The organism is Pseudonocardia sp. P1 (assembly GCF_000178675.2).
Taxonomy (GTDB): Bacteria; Actinomycetota; Actinomycetes; order Mycobacteriales; family Pseudonocardiaceae; genus Pseudonocardia.
The window spans coordinates 534,086-550,876 of record NZ_ADUJ02000001.1; the positions used below are offsets into that span (position 1 = coordinate 534,086).

Genomic DNA, 16,791 nt, shown 5'->3' on the forward strand with positions numbered 1-16,791 from the left:
TCTGTGGAGATCCGTCACCTGGAGTACTTCCTGGCGGTGGTCGAGCACGAGGGACTGAACCGGGCAGCACAGCACCTGTTCGTCTCCCAGCCCTCGCTGTCGCAGGCCGTCCAGGCCCTGGAGCGCGAGCTCGGCGTGGAGCTGTTCCAGCGCAACGGGCGTCGGAGCCTCGTCCTGAGCTCGGCGGGTGCACTGCTGGTACCGCATGCCCGGGCGGTACTCGACGGCGTCGTCACGGCACGCGACGTGATGGCGCGGGCCCGGAACCTGGAGACCGGGGCCGTGTCCATCGGGACGATGCCGGAGATGTCGAGCGACGCGGTCGTGTCGTGGACCCGGTCGTTCCGGGCCGACCATCCCGGGGTCCGGCTGGACATGGCCGAGGCCGACGGCGCCGGCTCGCTGTGCGAGGACGTGCAGAACGGACGCTATGAACTCGGGTTCACCACCGAACCGGTGCCGGTCGACACGCTGGAGCTGGTCCCGCTCGGGGTGCAGCGCCTGCTGCTCGTGATGCCCCCGGGCACCCCGCGCCCCGGGGAGCCGCTCCCGCTCGCCGCGGTCGGCGAGTTGCCGCTCGCGTTGTGCTCGCCCGCCCGGCGCGAGAGCGACCGCGTGGTGGCCGCGCTCGGCGCGGCGGGGGTCGAGCCACATCTGGTGGCGACCATGCCCAACCGGGTGTCCCAGCTCGCCATGGTGCTCGGCGGCGGGGTGAACGCCTTCCTGCCTCTGCGCATGGCGGTCCAGGCACGTCGCGCGGGCGCGGTGGTGGTGGAGACAGTGCCGGGGCTGTCGGTGCCGTTCGGCGTCGTACACCGGCGCTCTGCGCTGAGCCGGACCGCGGAGACGCTGGTCCGGGACTGCCGGGAGACGCTCTCGTCCTGGTACGCCGCGATCGCAGTGCAGCGCGAGTCAGGGGCAACGCTGCTGGAGGCCGCGGACGCGGCATACGACGCGGCACATCTCGCGCCGACCCGGAGGGCCGCGGACGCAGCGGACTGACACCCCGGCTGATCACCGGCGGCGTTGGCCACCCGGCACACACGCGCGACGTCGTCGGCGGGTTTGGACTCTGGTGCTGGTGACGTGTGCTTCAGGGCTCGTCCCGCAACGCCGCGCTCAATGCAGCGAGATCGTCGGGATGCATCCGACGAGGCAGCTCGCTGTCGCGTGCTTCGCGCAAGCGTTGGAGCTCGGTGGCCGCCTCGTCGCGCTCGCGGCGGATCTGATGCAGCTGGTCGGTCAAGCTCCGGGATTCGTCGCGAGCGTGGTGGGTGGCCGCGGTGGCCGCGGTGTACTGGTCGCGTAGCTGCTCGGCGGTGGTGCGGGCGTCGTCGAGGACCTCCTGTTGCGCGGCGAGCCGGATCCGCTGTTCGGCGGCGGTGTCGGCGAGTTGATCCCGCTCGGCCCGGAGCTCGGTGTGGGCGGTGCGCATCACCGCGAGTTGCTCGGTGGCCTGGTCGCGGACGCGTTCGGTCGCGGTGATCTGGCGCTGTGTGGCGTCGCGGTCGTGCTCGGCGGTGCGGGCGGCCAGGACGGCGGCCTCTCGGTCGCGATCGGCCGCCGCGGCCCGGTCTTCCGATTCGCGGGCGTCGCCCACCGCTCGATCGCGTGCTGCGGTGGCGTCATCGGCTTGCTGACGGGCGGCACCGAGCGCCTCGGTGGCCTCGAGCGCCGCGACCGCGGACTCCTCAGCACGGGTGACGGCCTCGGTGCGTTCCCGGCGGGCCTCGGCAGCGTTCTTCTCGGCCTCGCGGGCCCGGGCGATCGCCGCGTCGCGTGCGGCCTCGGCCTGCTGGCGGGCCGCATCGGATTCTGCGGCCCTGGTGCGGGCGGCCTCGGTGGCGACCAGAGCGTCACGCTCGACTTCGTCGAGCCGCTCCCCCACCGCGGCCAACGCCGCGGAGAGCTCCGCGACCGGGCCGGCGACCGTGGCGACGTGCTCCCGAAGCCGGTCGGCGTCGAGGGCGAACGCTCCCGAGCCGGTGTCGAGGCCGAGCGTGCCCAACGCGTCGCGTTCGGCGCGGGCCATCTGCGCACACGTGCGCCCGCCCTCCCAGCGGGTGTCGCGGCAGAACGAGCGGGGTCGGCCGCCCTGGGGGCCGGGAGGTGCGAGCTCGGCGCGGCAGCGGCTGTATCCGCAGCGTACGGCGGTGTCGGTCACGTCGAACAGCGTAGCAGTTCGGTTATGCAAACTAATTACTTGGTTTCAGGTATCGATACTCGCTAGCCCAGACCTACGAAACTGTCGTTTCGTTGGTAGGTCGATCCCGACCAGAGAGCCACGCGGCCGGGGCGCTGGTCGCGTCTCAGGGTGGCGGCTGACCTCCGCCCGGCAGCGAGCCGGTTACGTGCAGCGCCGAGCAGAGGCGCCCGCGCCGAGGTCGGACGTGCACGTCCGTCACCGTGACGGAGTTTCCCTCCAGGGTTAGTTAGGCTAACCTGATGCGTACGACGTAAACACGTTCCGGTCAGACGGGAGCCCGGCGATGCCCTACAGCCCGGCTTCCGGCCTACCGCGTCGACGTGGGATGGGCCTGCTCGATCTGCCGACGATCGTCGATGTCGCACTCGGCATCGCTCGCACCGACGGGATGTCCGCGCTGAGCATGCGCCGCATCGCCGACGAGCTGGGCCGGTCCCCGATGGCGCTCTACCGGCACGTGGCCGACCGGCAGTCGCTCGTGCTGGCGATGCTGGACACGGTCGCCGCGCGGATCGAGATCCCGGCCCCCGTCGAGGACCCCCGATCCGAGATCACCGTGCTCATGCACGCCGTGCACACCGCCGCGCAGTACGAGCCCTGGATCGTGACCGCGCTCGCGCAGGAGGGGCTCGCCAGCCCCCGCATCGTCCCGGTCATCGACCGGATCCTGGCCGCGTTCGGACGGTCCGGACTGCAGGGAGCGGCCGCGCTGTCGGCGAACATGTTGCTGTGGGAGTTCGCCTACGGCGAGCTGCTCACCTCGCACCAGCGACGCCCGGGCTCCTGGGGGCGCGCCATGATGCGCGGCTCGGACCCCGAGCGGTTCCCGGCTCTGCACGCCGCCATCCGCGAAGCCGACCGGGCGCCGGGCGAACCGCAGCCCGAGCTGTTCGGACCCCACCTGCAGACCGTGCTCGACGGCCTGCTCGGCCCCACCCCCGAGACCGGAGAACCCCGATGACCGATCCCCGATTCGGCCTGCTGCTGTTCACCCACCGCTTCCCGGGCCACGACGACGGCGAGGTGCTGCAGACCGCGCTCGCTCTCGCCGCCCGCGCCGAGGAGCTGGGCTTCGACGACCTGTGGACCACCGAGCACCACTTCATCTCCTACGGCGTGAACCCATCGGGGCTGACGCTGGCCGCGCACCTGCTCGGACGGACCGAGCGGATGCGTGTCGGGACGGCGGTGACGATCCTGCCTACACACTCCCCGGTCGCCGTCGCCGAGCAGACCGCTCTGCTCGACCAGGTCTCCGGCGGCCGGTTCGACCTCGGGGTCGGGCGCGGCGGGCCGGTCGTCGACTACGAGGCGTTGGACCGGTCGCTGGACCACTGGCGGGAGGGCATGCCGGAGGCGCTGGAGCTGCTGATGCGCTCGTTCGACGGGCGGGTGTCGGCGGACGGGGAGCGATACCGGTTCCGCGAGGTCGCGCCCGGTCCGCGCCCACTTACCCGGCCGCATCCGCCCGTGTATCTCGCCGCGTCGTCGGAACGCAACGCCGACCTCGCGGCGTCCTACGACCTGCCGCTGCTGTTCTTCCTGCTGCAGGGCCCGGACGCGATGGCGCCGCTGGTCGAGCAGCACGCCGCGGCCACCGGAAGGCCGGCGGAGTCCTTTGCCCACGGCACAACCGTGCTCGCGCACGTCACCGACACCGTGGACGAGGCCCGCGAGCACATGACGGACACGGTGATGCCGTTCTTCGGGCAGGCGTTCTCCGAATACGTGATGCTCGAAGAGCGCGAGGGCAGCGGTCCACCGCCCGAGCAGATGGGCGAGATGGCGCTGGCCTCGGAAGCGATCGGTCCGGTCGACCTGTGCGTGGAGCGGATCGCCGCCCGGCTGGAAGTCCCGGGGGTGTCCCGGGTCCTGTTCCACGTGGAGTCCACCGGCACCCGTGAGGGCTCGCTCGCGACGCTCGAACGGCTCGCCGCCGACGTGCTGCCGCGCGTGCGGGAACGGGTCGGCGCACCGCCCGCACGGGTGTGACCGGGCGACGTCGGCCTGGGACGCACACCGCGCCGATAGAGGCAGGCCGGGCCTGCGGCGCATGAACCGTGCCGCTCCGTGCCCTTTCGGCTCAGGCCGTCCTCACCTGGGCAGGCGTGTCGGCTGCTGGGACGACGCGAGATCTCGCGTCGTCACCGGGAGCTCGGCGAGATAGTGCTGATCTTCCACAGTTCCGACGAATGTTCCCGGTGACCTCGCGGTCGGCTACTACTCTGTGCCGCTCGCGCCTGCAGACGTACGAGAACCGGCGGACCCGGCTCGGCAGTAGGGGCCTTCTGGGTCGACCGGGCCGACGTAGGAAAGGTCGAGTGCTACCCGTCGGGCCGTCGGGATGTGACGGTCACTCCCATGTGAATCGATGACGTGGAGGGGTGCCGATACGTCCCGCGGGCGGTAGGGGCCGCGAACCCGCACATCGCGGTGATCGAGGGAAGCCCGCGATGGTCCTCGACGACGAGGGACACACGGCGTTCCGACACCGTCGTGATCGATGCCGGCGGACCGAAGCGAGGTGGATTCGACATCAGGCCCACCGCCGCAGTCCTTTGTCTCGGCGGGTGCACGGAGGCGCGGGCAGATCTGGTTCGTCGATGAAGGGAGCAGTCATGTTGGGCGATCGATTGGGTGAGTCGGAAGGAAAGTTCAGCGGCGTTCGGGTGCTACCCACCGAGGGTGGCGTGGTCAAGATGGAGGTGTCGTTCCAGGGGCGGGGCAGGCTGCTGGGTCAGGAGATCACCGACACCGGCACCTACTGGCAGACGATCCGGCCGGGCGGAATCCTCTACGGCGAGGGGCACGTGCTGTTCATGACCTCGGCCGGCGACATCGTCGATTGGGTCGGCGGTGGCATCGGCCGGCCCATCGGGCCCGGCTACAAGGCCAGCTACGGGGTGTGGGGGTCGGCGCAGACGAGCTCGGAGAAGCTCGCCCGGCTCGGCCAGGTCGCCGACGTCCTCGAGTACGAGGTCGAGGAGGACGGCAGCTACCGCTGGACGATGTGGGAGTGGATCGGCGGCGGGATGAGTGCCGAGGAGGCAGCCTCGGCGCGCTGAGCCACGGTACGTCCGTGGCGGGGTGGCACTCCCGGTCGAGGCCGTCGGGCGGGAGTGCCGAAGACGGGTATGGTCGGGCGCCCCTCGGAGGTCTATGACGATCTCGTCCTCGCCGAGCGCGTGCACGGTGTGCTCGCGGCAGGGCCGCCCGCGCACCTGGCCCAGCCCAGCCGTGAGCAGCTGATCCAGGCGCTGTCGGCCCCGATCCGTAGAGACGATCACGCGATGGGCCTGCCTGCGTCGGACCGGTGCCGAGGACCGATCGGCTCGACGAGCACGAGCGTCGTCGCAGAGCCGGACGCGTCGGCTGAGCGTGGAGCCATCACCGACGCGGTGCCCGTCCGATACGTGCATGGAGAGGCGGCTGGTGTCACTCGCATGCGCCGGGGCGATGTGATCGGTCGGGCCTCACGGGACGAGTTCGATCCATCCCCGGATGACGTCGGGCGTGACCTGCTCGACGAGTTCGGGATGGCTGTCGCGGACGTGGCGTTCGACCGTTCGTACCACGGTCGCTTCGTCGTTCTCGCGGACCTGGTATCCGCATTCACAGCTGACCTGACGGAGCATGGCTGCACTCTCCTCTGGCGGTACCGAACGAGCGAGGACTCGTTCGATGTGTGGATTCCGCCGAGAATGCCAGAGCTGATTGCGACGATGGTGTCGCTATCTTGCCGCAACCTTGTCACCATGTCGTCGTGCGGATCCAGCTGCACGGACAGTTCGTGATCGAGAACGACAGCCCGGGTACGGACATTCGATTGCCCGGCCGGCGGGCTCGACTGCTCGTGGCCTATCTGGCCGCTCACGGATCGCAGGCCGTGGAGCGGTCGACGTTGATCGAGGCGCTGTGGTCGCCGGAACGTCCCTCCGCCGATGCGGGGCGGGTGTTCGATCCGCTGCTGTCGAAGACGCGCGCCGCGGTCGCGCCCGCTGAGATCCGTGGTCGGGCCGGGCTGCGCCTGGTTCTGCCGTCGGGATCGTTGGTCGACGCCGATCGTGCGGCGGAGGCTCTGCATGACGCGGAGGCCGCGGCGAGCCGCGGTCAGTGGCGGCGAACGTGGGCGCAGGCGCTGAGCGCCATGTTCGTCACCCAGCGCCCGTTCCTCCCCGAAGTCGTCGCGCAGTGGGCCGAGCGGCGCCGCACCGAGGCTCGGGCCGCCCACGTCCGTGCCACCGCGTGCTACACCGAGGCCTGTATCGAGCTGGGTGGTGCCGAGCTGGCCAGCGCGGAGCGCTGCGCGCGCCGACTGGTCGCGGCCGACCCCCTGGCCGAGCGCGGCTCTCTGCTTCTCATGCGTGCGGTGAATGCCCGTGGCGATCGGGCCGCGGCCCTGGCCGTGTTCGCCCAGTTGCACCGGACCCTGCGTGATGAGCTCGGGGTCTCACCGGGCCCGCAGGTGTCGGCCCTGCACCAGGCGCTGCTGGGTGACCCGCCGTCACAGCCTGGGCTGGTTCCCGAGCGCGGGCGGTGTGACGACCCGGCAGCCCTACCGGGCGGCCCGGCTCGTCCGGACGATCTCCCGGGCTAGAACGTCCACATCGCGCGGGCAGATGGCGGCACGGCCGGTCCTGTCTCCGGAACGGGAGGCTGCGGAGACCGGCCCCGGGTCCCTTGCCCGGTCGTGCCCACTCTGCCTGCCGGTCTCGCCACCGCGGATCGCCGGGACGAACATGTGCGGGCGGCCGGGGATCCGGGTTCCGAGGTCGAGTCCCCGGCCGCAACGCGACCTCTGTGGATGGCCGCGGGGAGCAGTCTGTCGGGCGGCCGCTGCGATGGTCACCCGCAAAATTGGCGGAATCGTGTCCACACCGCCTCCGCGCATCGTCAGGTACCGCTTGGCGGGACCTCGGTCGACCTGTGGACCATGCCACGGGCGTACTGCGCGGAGCACACCGCGACGGTTCGGCGGTCCATTCAGCCCGATCGGCCCGGGCCGTGGGTGGCGTCGAGCTCGTCGGCCAGGTCGGGAGTGCTGATCCCGGGCCGGTGGGCGGCCCGCAGGTGCGCATAGAGCGTGGTGGTCGCGGCGATCCAGAAGGAGATGAGTGGAATCGTGAGCAGGCCGACCACGAGCTGGGAGACGACCATGCGCCCGTCGCCGGGATAGGCGCCCCAGCCGATTCCGCCGCCGACGACGACGGTGCCCAGTCCGTAGGCGACGCTGATCAGCAGCAGGAGCAGCAGCCGTCCGAGCACGCCGAGGAACTGCGGGTTCACCAGCGAGAACGTCCGGCTCAGGCCACCTCGCTCGATCGTGACCACCCCGAGAAGGGTCGCGGTGAACACGATCGACAGGTAGATGCCGGGGACGACGAGCAGCAGGTAGCCGATCGCGGTGCAGATCGCCGCGACCACGAGCCAGCCGATCAGGGGCAGCGCGCGGCGGGCGAGATGGACGAGGACCTCGCGCACGGTCCAGGGCCGGCCGGCGGCGTCACGGACGATCACGAACACCGACGCGGCGAGCCCGACGGCGCCCAGCAGCGCGGCCACGACCTGGTAGGGGCCGGAGTCGAGCTGGAGGGGGTAGGCGAAGCCGAAGCGGGGCGCGGGGCTCGAGTCCGGGAAATGACCCAGCGTGCCCGTCGCCGCGGCGACCGCCGCAGCCGGGACGAACACGAGGAGCTGGATCACGACGAGGGGGATCAGGCTCCGCCGGGTGGTGGCGCGGCTCTGCCGCAGCCATTCCCCCACCGAGCCGGCCACGAGCGGGTCGCCGGCAGACGCCGGCGCGGTCTGGTCGGCCATGTGCTGCAACGTATCCGGTTCCAGGACGCGCAGCGCGTCGTGGGAACCGTCCCGCCCGGAATCCGTGTGCGTCTCCCCCACCCGACAGACACGATGGGCCGATGCCCGCCTACCAGCGCCCCGCCGTCGACGACCCCGCCTTCCGCGACGCGACAGGTGCCGTCATCGCCTACGGCGACCGCTGGGACCTCGAGGGCCCGCCCTCGGACACGTACTCGGTGACCACCCATCCCGAGCGGTTCCGGCCGCTGCACACCGTGGCCGACGCCCTGATCGCCCACCTCACGGCCTCCTACGACGTCGAGGTGACCGGTGCAGCCCCCTCCACCGGTCCGCCGCGGGCAGGCCCCGAGATCGTCCGCACCACGACGCTGCGACCGCGTGATCCGCGGGCGGCGACGGTGGCCGTGGCGCACACGGCGTTCCCCGGCGTCGTCGTCCGCGCCGGGGCGCTGCTCGAGGCGACCCATCCGGTCTGTGGCTGCGACGCCTGCGACGAGACCTGGCAGACAGCGGCCGACGACCTGGAGTGGCTGGTCGCGACGGTGACCGCGGGGCAGTTCGAGGAGTGGACGACCCACCGCGACGGGCACACGTGGGTGGGACACAGTCTCCGTGCCGACGGGCGGGCCTCCTCCGGCGAGACCGTCGCCGACGCGCTGTCCGCCGACCGGCTCCGGACTGCGCAGCAGGTCCTTCGGGGCCCTCGCTCCCGCTGGGCGGTGTGGCCGGCCCGCCCGGGCCGCTGAGGCGGTCCCGGATGCACGGTGCTCCCTCGGCCGGGTCAGCGTCGGGCGGGAGCTGCCCCCGGTGACACGGAGGTGTCACCGGGGACGGCGGCGGGGCAGGACCCCGGTCGGGACCGGGCCCCGGTTGTCCGGCTCAGGCGTGGGCGCCGGTGATCTCGTTCGGCGCCGCGGGCAGGGTCACCGAGTTCGCGACCTGTCCGGTGGCCAGGTCGATCGCGTGCAGCCGGCGCTGTGCGGGCTCGGTGACATACGCGGTGCCTCCGCGCACGAACAGCGCGGGACGCTCCTGCTGCCACTCCAGGGGCTCGTCCCACGCCTCGATCACCGGGATCGTGCGGGTGACGGTGCCGGCTGCGGGATCGATCTGGTGGATCCGGCCGTCGGTTCCCAGCACCAGGGCCTCGCCCTGTGGCCCGCGGGCCAGGGAGCGGAAGGTGTAGCTGGTTCCGAGGTCGACCAGTGTGAGCTGGTTGGTCCGGGTGTCGATCAGGGAGACCTGGGTGGGGCGCTCCAGCTCGGCGTCCTCGTCCTGCTTGTAGTCGCCGAGTGTGACCGGGGAGGCGTCGGAGCCCGCCTGGTTGCCGATGCGGCCGTAGGGGGTCGGGCTGTCGATCTTGGTGATCGCGCCGTCGCGGTAGACGAGTGCGCCGGTCTCGCATCCGATGACGACGGCCTCGCCCGAGGCGGTGGCCTCGCCGTGGACGCCGGGGCAGTCCTCGTTGCGGGCGATCTCGTTGCGGTCGGCGTCGAGGACGACGATGCCGGGCCGTTCCTCCTCGTTGCCCAGGGTGGTGACGAGCTCGCCGCCGGACAACTCGACGGCCACCCCGTGGTGTGCCTCGGGCGAGTCGTAGGTGTCGGCGGCGTCGGGCCCCTGGGTGATGGCGGTGGTGTCGAGGCTGGTGACCTGTCCGGTGCCGTCGGCGAACAGCACGGTACGCCCGTCGTGGTTGACGACGTGGCCGGGTTTGGGCGCGGGGTACTCGACGTCGGTGAGGGTGCCGGCGCCCATGTCGAGCACGCGGAATCCGGTGGTGGTCGAGACCAGCGCGTGGCGGTCGTCGGCGACGGCGTTGAGGCGGTTGAACCCGGGCAGCTCGATCTGGTTGCGCAGTTCCAGGGTGGTGCCGTCGAGGATGTAGATCCCGCCGTCGTGGGTCAGGGCGAGGGGTTCGGCGACGGTGGCCGGTGGCAGTTCGGCGGTCGATCCACCGGAGCCGCAGGCGGACAGGGCCAGCGCGGCCACGGTGAGCGTGGACAGCGCGACGGCGGTTCGTGCGCGTGGCCGGGTGCGGGGCGTCATGGGGATGAACCTCTTCCTGGTGGGTCGGTGCAGTGCGATCAGGGCGGCACCGTCGATGCGGTGCTGTCGGTGCTGTCGGTGCTGTGCTTCGGATGCGGTGCGCTCTAGCCCCGGAGGCCGTCCCGGATGGCGGTGGTGTTGGAGCGCATGAGGTCGAGGTAGGTCTCGGCACCGGAGCCGGGGCGGCTCAGCGACTCGGAGAACAGAGGGACGACCTCGACGTCCACGCCGGCCTGCTCGGCGAGCACGCGGGCGAGCCGGTCGGGTTGCGAGGAGTCGGCGAAGATCGTGGGGACGCCGGCGGCACGGATCGTGTCGGCCAGTCCGCTGAGGTCCGAGGCGCTGGGTGAGGCCAGGGTCGTGCCGCTGGGCAGCACGGCTCCGACGATGTCGAACTCGTAGCGTCCGGCCAGGTAGCCGAACACGTGGTGGTTGGTGACGAGCTTGCGTCGCTCGGGTGGGAGCGGCGCGAACGCTGCGGTCATGTCGCGGTCCAGCGTGGTGAGCCGCTCGGCGTAGCGCTCGGTGTTGGCCTCGACGGCGGCGGCGTCGATCCCGTCGACGTGGGTGATCACCTCCGCGGCGATCTGTCGTGTCGCGTCGCGCACCCGTAGCGGGTCGGTCCAGAAGTGCGGGTCGAGCTGGCCGTCGCTGTCCCCGGAGACGTACGGGATCGGGTCGACCCGCTCCCCCACCGCGAGCTCGGGGGTGCCCGCGTCGGCCGCGGCGTGCACGTTGCGGCTCACGCCCTCCTCGAGTCCGAGTCCATTGTGGATGATCAGTCCGGCCTGCTCCATGCGCGCGGCGTCCTGCGCGGAGATCCCGAACGAGTGCGGGTCGGCGTCGGGTTTCATCAGCACGGTGATCTCGGCCTGGTCGCCGACCACGTTGCGGGTGATGTCGCCGAGGATGTTGGTGGTGACCACGATCCCGTCGCGCTGCGGTGCCGCGCCCCCGCATCCGGTCGCGACCAGCGCGACGACGAGAGCGAGCAGGATCGGGAGTCGCGCCCGGCTCATCGGCCGGTCTCGATCATGAAGCCGGCCCGGCCGGGGACCTGCAGGGTGCGCGCCACGCGCAGGCCGTCGCCGTGGTCGATCTCGTGGACCGTCGAGCCCGACGGGTCGTTGATGTAGGCGCGCCCGGTGTCGATCTCGATGCGCACCTGCCCGTCGCCACCGGTCGCCGCCGCTGCGGACAGCAGCGGGCGCTGTGCCTGGCGGCGGCCGTCGGCGGGATCGAAGGCACGCAACACTCCGTCCCGCCCCAGGGCGAGCAGCGGGCCACGTTCGCCGACGGTGTTGACCGCGACGGCCGGTCCGGTCGCGACACGGGTCCACGTCCGGCGGCCGAGGTCGAGCGACCACGCCCCCTGCTCGCCCGCCGGTGCGGCCAGGGTGGAGCTGCCGGGACGGGAGGCGAACGCGCGGGCCCGCTGGTCGTCGTCGAACGGTTCCGGATAGGGGATCCGGGTTCCGCTGAAGACGCCGTCGTCCTCGGAGACGAGCAGCGCGCCGTCGGCGCAGCCGAACACCGCACCTCGGCGGGTCACCGCCTGGCCGTCGAGGTCGGGACAGGGTTCGGTGATCGTCGCGACCTCGGCTCCGGTCCGGTCGCGCACCGCGACCCGGTCCGGGGTCGGCGATCCGGGCGACGAGGTCGCCACGAGTACGTGTCCGGCGAGCGGCACACCGGCTCCGGTGCCGGCGGGCACGGGCGGGCCGGCGGTGATCTCACCGCGCTCGAGCGCGGCCCGGTCGAGGACGGTCGACGGTCCGGTGTCGGAGGAGACGACCGTCGTGGAGCCGTCGCTCTCGGCGGTGACGGGCACCGCACCCGGACCTGCGCCCGGTTCCGGGGCCGGTAGGGCTCCGACCTCGGCGATCTCCGTGCGGTAGTAGTGCACGTGGTCGCCGTGATCGACCTTCCAGGCGCCGCTGTCGATGATCCGGGTCGAGCCGTCGGCCCCGGTGACGTATCCGAAGCGGCCGTCGCCGAGCAGTGCGCGCGGGCCGGGAACGGTGCCTGCCGGGGTGGTCTGCTCGGTGAGCAGGTCGAGCACGGTGACGGCTCCGGAACCGGGGTCGGCGACGATCAGCCGGGTCTGGGCCTCGGCGGTCTCCTCCGCCCCTTCGACGTAGCCGTGCGGAACCTCCTCGGCCGGTGGTGGTGGGGCGCCCGCGCATCCGGACGCGAGGACCGAGAGGAGTGCGATCCCGAGGAGCACGGGACGGTGGGTGGCGCCACGGAGGTGGCGCGGTCGTCGTTCGGTCATCAGGGCGTGCGGTTCTCGACAATCTCCGCGGGCGATGCCGCGGTCGGTGTGGCGCGTCGCCGGGACCGGACGGCCGCGGCGAGCGAGGACAGGGCGAACAGGGCGACGGCGGTGGCGGCGACGGTGGCACCGGCCGCGGTCCCGGCGTGCCAGGAGACGAGCAGCCCGATGGCGTTGGCCAGCACCCCGAGCAGCACCGCCGAGACGACCACGACAGGGATGCGCCGGGCCCAGAGCACCGCCGCCGCGGGCGGGGCGATGAGCAGTGCGAACACCAGCAGCGTTCCGACCACCCGGAACGACGACACGATCGCGATCGTGACCAGCACCAGCAGCAGGCCGTGTGCCAGGCCCGGCCGCAGACCGAGCGTGTGTGCCTTGCGGACGTCGAAGGCGAGCGCGACGAAGGCGCGGTGACCGCCCACCCCGACGACGAGCGTCACCAGCGCTGCGATCACGAGTTGCCAGAGCTCGCGCGGCCCGACCGCCAGCACGTCGCCGAACAGGAAGCCGGTGAGATCGACCGCGAACGACGCCGACGACGACACGATGATCACGCCGGTGGCGAGCATCCAGACGAACAGCAGGCCGATCGCGGTGTCCTGGGACAGCCGCCGCGACCGGCCCAGCGCGGTGACCCCCGCCGTCATGACGATGGCGCTGGCCACTGCTCCGACGACCAGGTCGACGCCTGCGAGCGAGGCCAGCGCCACCCCCGGCAGCAGACCGTGCGACATCGCGTCGCCGAGGAATGCCATCCCGCGCAGCACGACCCAGGTGCCGGCGATCGCGCAGACGACCGACACGAGCACCCCGGCGAGGAACGCCCGTTGTACGAAACCCACCGCGAACGGCTCCAGTATCCAGTCCATGACGAGGCGGTACGGTATGCGTAATGAGAACGGTTATCGATGTTTTGTGACTCTGGCGACGGACGAGCCGCGGTCGTGCTCGACGACGTCGCCGTCGGCTATCCCGGGCGCGTCGTCCTGTCGGCGGTGAGTGCGACGATCCCGGCCGGTGCGACCACCGCGATCGTGGGCGCCAACGGCAGTGGGAAGTCCACGCTGCTCGACGCGATCGCGGGCGTACGCCCGGTGCTGTCCGGGTCGCTGGTGCGGTCCTCGCGTGCGCGTCCGGCCTATGTGACCCAGCGCAGCGATGTCTCCGACACTCTCCCGATGACGGTCCGGGCGACCGTCGAGATGGGACGGTGGGCCCGGCGCGGGCCCTGGCGGCGGCTCACCGGCGCCGACCGCGAGATCGTCGCCGACTGCCTGCACCGGCTGGGGCTGACGTCACTGGCCGATCAGCCGGTCGGTTCGCTCTCGGGTGGGCAGCGACAGCGGACCCTGCTCGCGCAGGGGCTGGCGCAGCGCTCGGATCTGCTCCTGCTCGACGAGGCCGAGACGGGCCTCGACGGCTCGGCGCAGGAGCTGATCGAAGGAGCACTCGACGACGCACGCCGTGACGGCGTCACGGTCGTGCGGATCACCCACGACCCGTCGACGGCCCGGCGCAGTGATCACTGTCTGACCGTGGGCGATGGAGGTCTCCGGTGACCGTCGACGTGTCGAGCTACTTCGACGAGGGCAGTGATCGGTTCGCCGGTTGGACGTCGGCGCTGTGGGACGTGCACGGCGCGACCCTGGTGGCGGCGGCTGCGCCGCGACCCGGCGAGCGGGTGCTCGACGCCTGCTGCGGTGGTGGCTCGTCGGCCCTGCCGGCCGCCCGCGCCGTCGGTCCCTCGGGGCGCGTCCACGGTGTCGACCTCGCCGGGGGGCTGCTGGCCACCGCCCGGGCCCGGGCCACCGATGCCGGGCTGGGCAACGTCGAATTCGCCTCTGCCGACGTCGCCGGATGGCCGCAGGGCGACTACGACGCCGTCCTGTGCGGCTTCGGGGTGTTCTTCCTGCCCGACATGGACGCCGGCACCGATCATCTGGTCGGACTGCTCCGCGACGGTGGACGGTTCGCGATGACCTGCTGGCCGACCGGGAGCCTGGAGGCGGTGTTCGGGCCGTTCTTCGCCGCGGTCGGGCGACACCGCCCGGACCTGCTCGACGTCCCGACGCCGCAGTTCGCGGCGAACTCGGAGCGTCTGCAGACCGAGCAGGCTCTGCGCGCCTGGCTCACCGCCCGCGGTCTCGGCGGACTGCGGATCCGGCGCAGTGAGCTCGACATCCCGATCGACGCCGATCGGGGCTGGGACTTCCTGCACAGTGGCCCGGTCCGGTCGGTGCTGGGGGGTGTCGAGCAGGACGTCGTCGACGAGATCCGCCGGTCGTTCCACGACATGATCATCGCCGAGGGCATCACCACGCTGCAGGCTCCGTGCCTGGTCGCGACCGGCACCCTCGACCGAGCACCCGAGCGGTGATCGACCGCCCGAACCGACGGGCACCGACGCGTCGACCGGGCGACGCCGGTGGGAGCCGGGTGCCGGGGCGGCCGCGCCGGTCCCGGCCCGTGTGCGCGCATCAGCCGCTCGACGGTGCAGCGGGCGATGGGGACGCCGGGACGATTCACGGCGTCATCGCTCGGCACCGACCATGGCCCCGATCACCACCAGCCCCGCGGCGATCACGCCGTTGAGGACCGGGTGTGCAGCCAGGATCGCCACGAACTCCCGGATCGTCGCGCTGGGCCAGTAGTAGCGGGCGGTCGGGGAACCGAGCACCTGGGCGTCGACGCCGGCCTGCCGGGCCAGCAGCGCGGTGCGGAAGACGTGGAAGTTGTTGGTCACCACGACACAGCGGTAGCGGGGCACCCGGCCGGCCATCAGGCGATCGCTGAAGGTGAGGTTCTCCAGGGTCGTACGGGAACGGTCCTCGCGCAGCACGGCGTCCTCCGGTACCCCCTGCTCCAGCAGATACCCCGCCATCGCCTCGGCCTCGGCGAGCGGCTCGTCGGGTCCGCGGCCCCCTGAGGTGACCAGCACGGGGTCGTTACCCATGCCCATTTCACGCCTGCGGAGCGCGATGGCCCGGTCCAGGCGGCTCCGGAGCAACGGGGTCACCTTCCCCCGGATCAACCCGGCCCCCAGCACGACGACGAAGTCCACACCAGGGCGCGCCGCGAGGCGGCCGTAGACCACGGCGTAGGTCAGGAAGCTGCAGAACAGGAAGGCCACGTAGACGGTCAGCAGCAGCAGGGCGATCGTGACCGCGCCGAGCACGTGACCGCCGTCGTACAGCGTCGCGACGGGGAGGGCCAGTACGACGATGCAGGCGATCCCGGCGAGCAACGACATCAGGTTCGCCGGTCGGCGGCCCTCACGCCGCAGCATCGTGATGCCGTTCGTGAGGAGGAAACCGGCCAGGACGACGACCGCGAGGAACCCCAGTGCGAACGTCAGGAACGTGGCGACGTCGAACAGCTCCGGCGGCAGCCGGTAGATCTCACCGAACACCGCGAGCGTCAGGCAGGCCAGGGCGAGCCCGAGCAGCACCGCGTTGCGGAAGCGGCGTCGCTCCCGGACCACGCCGAGCACGAAGACCACGGCGAACAGCGCCGCGAGGACGTAGAAGATCCACACGGGCGTCAGGCCACCGTCGGTGCGGCCCGACGAGCGCTGCGCCGCAGCAGGAGCGCCGCCACCACCGCGTAGCAGAGCACGGCGGCGACGAACACCCAGATCAGGTCTCCGGCGCCGACGCCGGAGCCGTCCTGCTCGCTGCCCGGCTCCCCGGCCGACGGGATCGACTGCGCCGCATTCCATGCGGTGTGGAAGGCGCACGACATCCACAGCCCGCCCGGGCCCAGCGCGATGAACCCGAGCAGCACCCCCAGCGCGAAGGTCGCGGCCACGTACCCCACGCTCGCCCCCGTGTTGAAGGCATGGCTCAGACCGAACGCCAGCGAGCTGAGCAGGACCGCAGGGTATGTCCCGAGGTCACGGAGCAACGAGCTCATCAGATAGCCGCGGTACACCAGCTCTTCGGTCGAGGCCTGCACCGCGGTCACCGCGAGCAGCCCCGACGCGAGTCCGGCCCCGGGACCGGGCCCGGCAGGATCAGCAACGTCGTCGCCACCTCCGACACCCACCACCGAGCCGGCCAGGCTCATGATCACGTTGGTGAGGAGGAGCAGGGCGACCGCCAGTGCCGCACCGATGAGCACCGACCGGACCGGCCGCGGCACCGGGTGCAGCCGTAAGTCGGTCAGCGGCCGCCGTTCGGCGAGCCGCAGCCACACGAGCAGCGCGAGCAGCGCCGCCGGGAACGCGGTCAGGTCGAAGGCCGCCGACTCGGCGATGCCCCCGCGCTCCAGTCCGTACACGGGGCGCACTGCGTGCCAGAGCAGCTGCCCGAGCGCGATGACTGCCACCGCGACGACGATCGCCCCGACCACCCGCCGGCCGCGTGCTGCGGTACTGCTCATGCCCGCGTCTCCCCCGGTTCACGCGGACCGTCCATCGTGGACCGGCCCGGTCGTCGGC

Annotated in this window: 17 protein-coding genes; 9 read left to right on the forward strand and 8 right to left on the reverse strand. The window is 72.0% G+C overall.

Features of this window, described 5'->3' with window-relative positions:
* Positions 1-3 precede the first annotated feature (3 nt).
* Positions 4-1,002, forward strand: coding sequence for a LysR family transcriptional regulator (locus PP1_RS02015; RefSeq protein ID WP_010232239.1), 999 nt, complete (start codon positions 4-6; stop codon positions 1,000-1,002).
* 91 nt (positions 1,003-1,093) lie between these two features.
* Here the strand turns inward: PP1_RS02015 and PP1_RS02020 are convergent, their stop codons facing one another.
* Entirely contained in the window at positions 1,094-2,032 is a 939-nt protein-coding gene (locus PP1_RS02020; RefSeq protein WP_010232236.1) for a hypothetical protein, read from the reverse strand.
* 499 nt (positions 2,033-2,531) lie between these two features.
* Between PP1_RS02020 and PP1_RS02025 the strand changes: the two genes are divergently transcribed.
* From PP1_RS02025 to PP1_RS02045, 5 genes are all read left to right on the forward strand, one after another.
* Entirely contained in the window at positions 2,532-3,167 is a 636-nt protein-coding gene (locus tag PP1_RS02025; protein ID WP_010232234.1) for a TetR/AcrR family transcriptional regulator, read from the forward strand.
* Positions 3,164-4,198 carry an LLM class flavin-dependent oxidoreductase gene (locus PP1_RS02030; RefSeq protein WP_010232232.1) on the forward strand — a complete coding sequence of 345 codons (1,035 nt, stop codon included), beginning with the start codon at positions 3,164-3,166 and terminating at the stop codon, positions 4,196-4,198. Before PP1_RS02025 ends, PP1_RS02030 begins: the two co-directional genes overlap by 4 nt.
* A 707-nt stretch (positions 4,199-4,905) precedes the next feature.
* Entirely contained in the window at positions 4,906-5,271 is a 366-nt protein-coding gene (locus tag PP1_RS02035; protein WP_443217605.1) for a hypothetical protein, read from the forward strand.
* Between the two features lie 69 nt (positions 5,272-5,340).
* Positions 5,341-6,000 carry a hypothetical protein gene (locus tag PP1_RS31525; RefSeq protein WP_029239630.1) on the forward strand — a complete coding sequence of 220 codons (660 nt, stop codon included), beginning with the start codon at positions 5,341-5,343 and terminating at the stop codon, positions 5,998-6,000.
* Positions 5,970-6,803, forward strand: a complete 834-nt coding sequence (locus tag PP1_RS02045) for an AfsR/SARP family transcriptional regulator (RefSeq protein ID WP_010232225.1) — start codon at positions 5,970-5,972, stop codon at positions 6,801-6,803. The genes PP1_RS31525 and PP1_RS02045 overlap by 31 nt, the downstream gene beginning before the upstream one ends.
* 386 nt (positions 6,804-7,189) lie before the next feature.
* On the opposite strand, the gene PP1_RS02050 is transcribed toward PP1_RS02045, so the two are convergent.
* Positions 7,190-8,023: a hypothetical protein gene (locus PP1_RS02050; protein WP_010232223.1), complete on the reverse strand. Its 834-nt coding sequence runs from the start codon at positions 8,021-8,023 to the stop codon at positions 7,190-7,192.
* Between the two features lie 101 nt (positions 8,024-8,124).
* Between PP1_RS02050 and PP1_RS02055 the strand changes: the two genes are divergently transcribed.
* On the forward strand, positions 8,125-8,772 hold the full coding sequence (locus PP1_RS02055) for a DUF6226 family protein (protein ID WP_010232220.1): 648 nt from the start codon (positions 8,125-8,127) through the stop codon (positions 8,770-8,772).
* 133 nt (positions 8,773-8,905) lie between these two features.
* On the opposite strand, the gene aztD is transcribed toward PP1_RS02055, so the two are convergent.
* The 4 genes from aztD to aztB form a co-directional block, all read right to left on the reverse strand.
* A complete protein-coding gene (aztD, locus tag PP1_RS02060) occupies positions 8,906-10,075 on the reverse strand; it encodes a zinc metallochaperone AztD (RefSeq protein WP_010232218.1) in 1,170 nt (389 codons plus the stop codon).
* Positions 10,076-10,179: 104 nt separating this feature from the next.
* Complete coding sequence (aztC, locus tag PP1_RS02065; RefSeq protein ID WP_010232217.1) at positions 10,180-11,094, reverse strand: zinc ABC transporter substrate-binding protein AztC; 915 nt, start codon at positions 11,092-11,094, stop codon at positions 10,180-10,182.
* Entirely contained in the window at positions 11,091-12,350 is a 1,260-nt protein-coding gene (locus tag PP1_RS02070) for a hypothetical protein (RefSeq protein WP_212592107.1), read from the reverse strand. The genes aztC and PP1_RS02070 overlap by 4 nt, the downstream gene beginning before the upstream one ends.
* Positions 12,350-13,222 (reverse strand): zinc ABC transporter permease AztB, encoded by an 873-nt coding sequence (gene aztB, locus PP1_RS02075; RefSeq protein WP_010232215.1) that lies wholly within the window; start codon positions 13,220-13,222, stop codon positions 12,350-12,352. Before aztB ends, PP1_RS02070 begins: the two co-directional genes overlap by 1 nt.
* A 75-nt stretch (positions 13,223-13,297) precedes the next feature.
* On the opposite strand from aztB, the gene aztA reads away from it, so the two are divergent.
* Positions 13,298-13,912, forward strand: a complete 615-nt coding sequence (gene aztA, locus PP1_RS02080) for a zinc ABC transporter ATP-binding protein AztA (protein WP_010232214.1) — start codon at positions 13,298-13,300, stop codon at positions 13,910-13,912.
* Complete coding sequence (locus PP1_RS02085) at positions 13,909-14,730, forward strand: methyltransferase domain-containing protein (RefSeq protein ID WP_010232213.1); 822 nt, start codon at positions 13,909-13,911, stop codon at positions 14,728-14,730. Before aztA ends, PP1_RS02085 begins: the two co-directional genes overlap by 4 nt.
* Before the next feature lie 153 nt (positions 14,731-14,883).
* On the opposite strand, the gene PP1_RS02090 is transcribed toward PP1_RS02085, so the two are convergent.
* Both PP1_RS02090 and PP1_RS02095 read right to left on the reverse strand, forming a co-directional pair.
* Positions 14,884-15,888, reverse strand: a complete 1,005-nt coding sequence (locus PP1_RS02090; RefSeq protein ID WP_010232212.1) for a YdcF family protein — start codon at positions 15,886-15,888, stop codon at positions 14,884-14,886.
* 5 nt (positions 15,889-15,893) lie between these two features.
* Positions 15,894-16,733 carry a CPBP family intramembrane glutamic endopeptidase gene (locus tag PP1_RS02095; protein ID WP_249265982.1) on the reverse strand — a complete coding sequence of 280 codons (840 nt, stop codon included), beginning with the start codon at positions 16,731-16,733 and terminating at the stop codon, positions 15,894-15,896.
* Positions 16,734-16,791 lie beyond the last annotated feature (58 nt).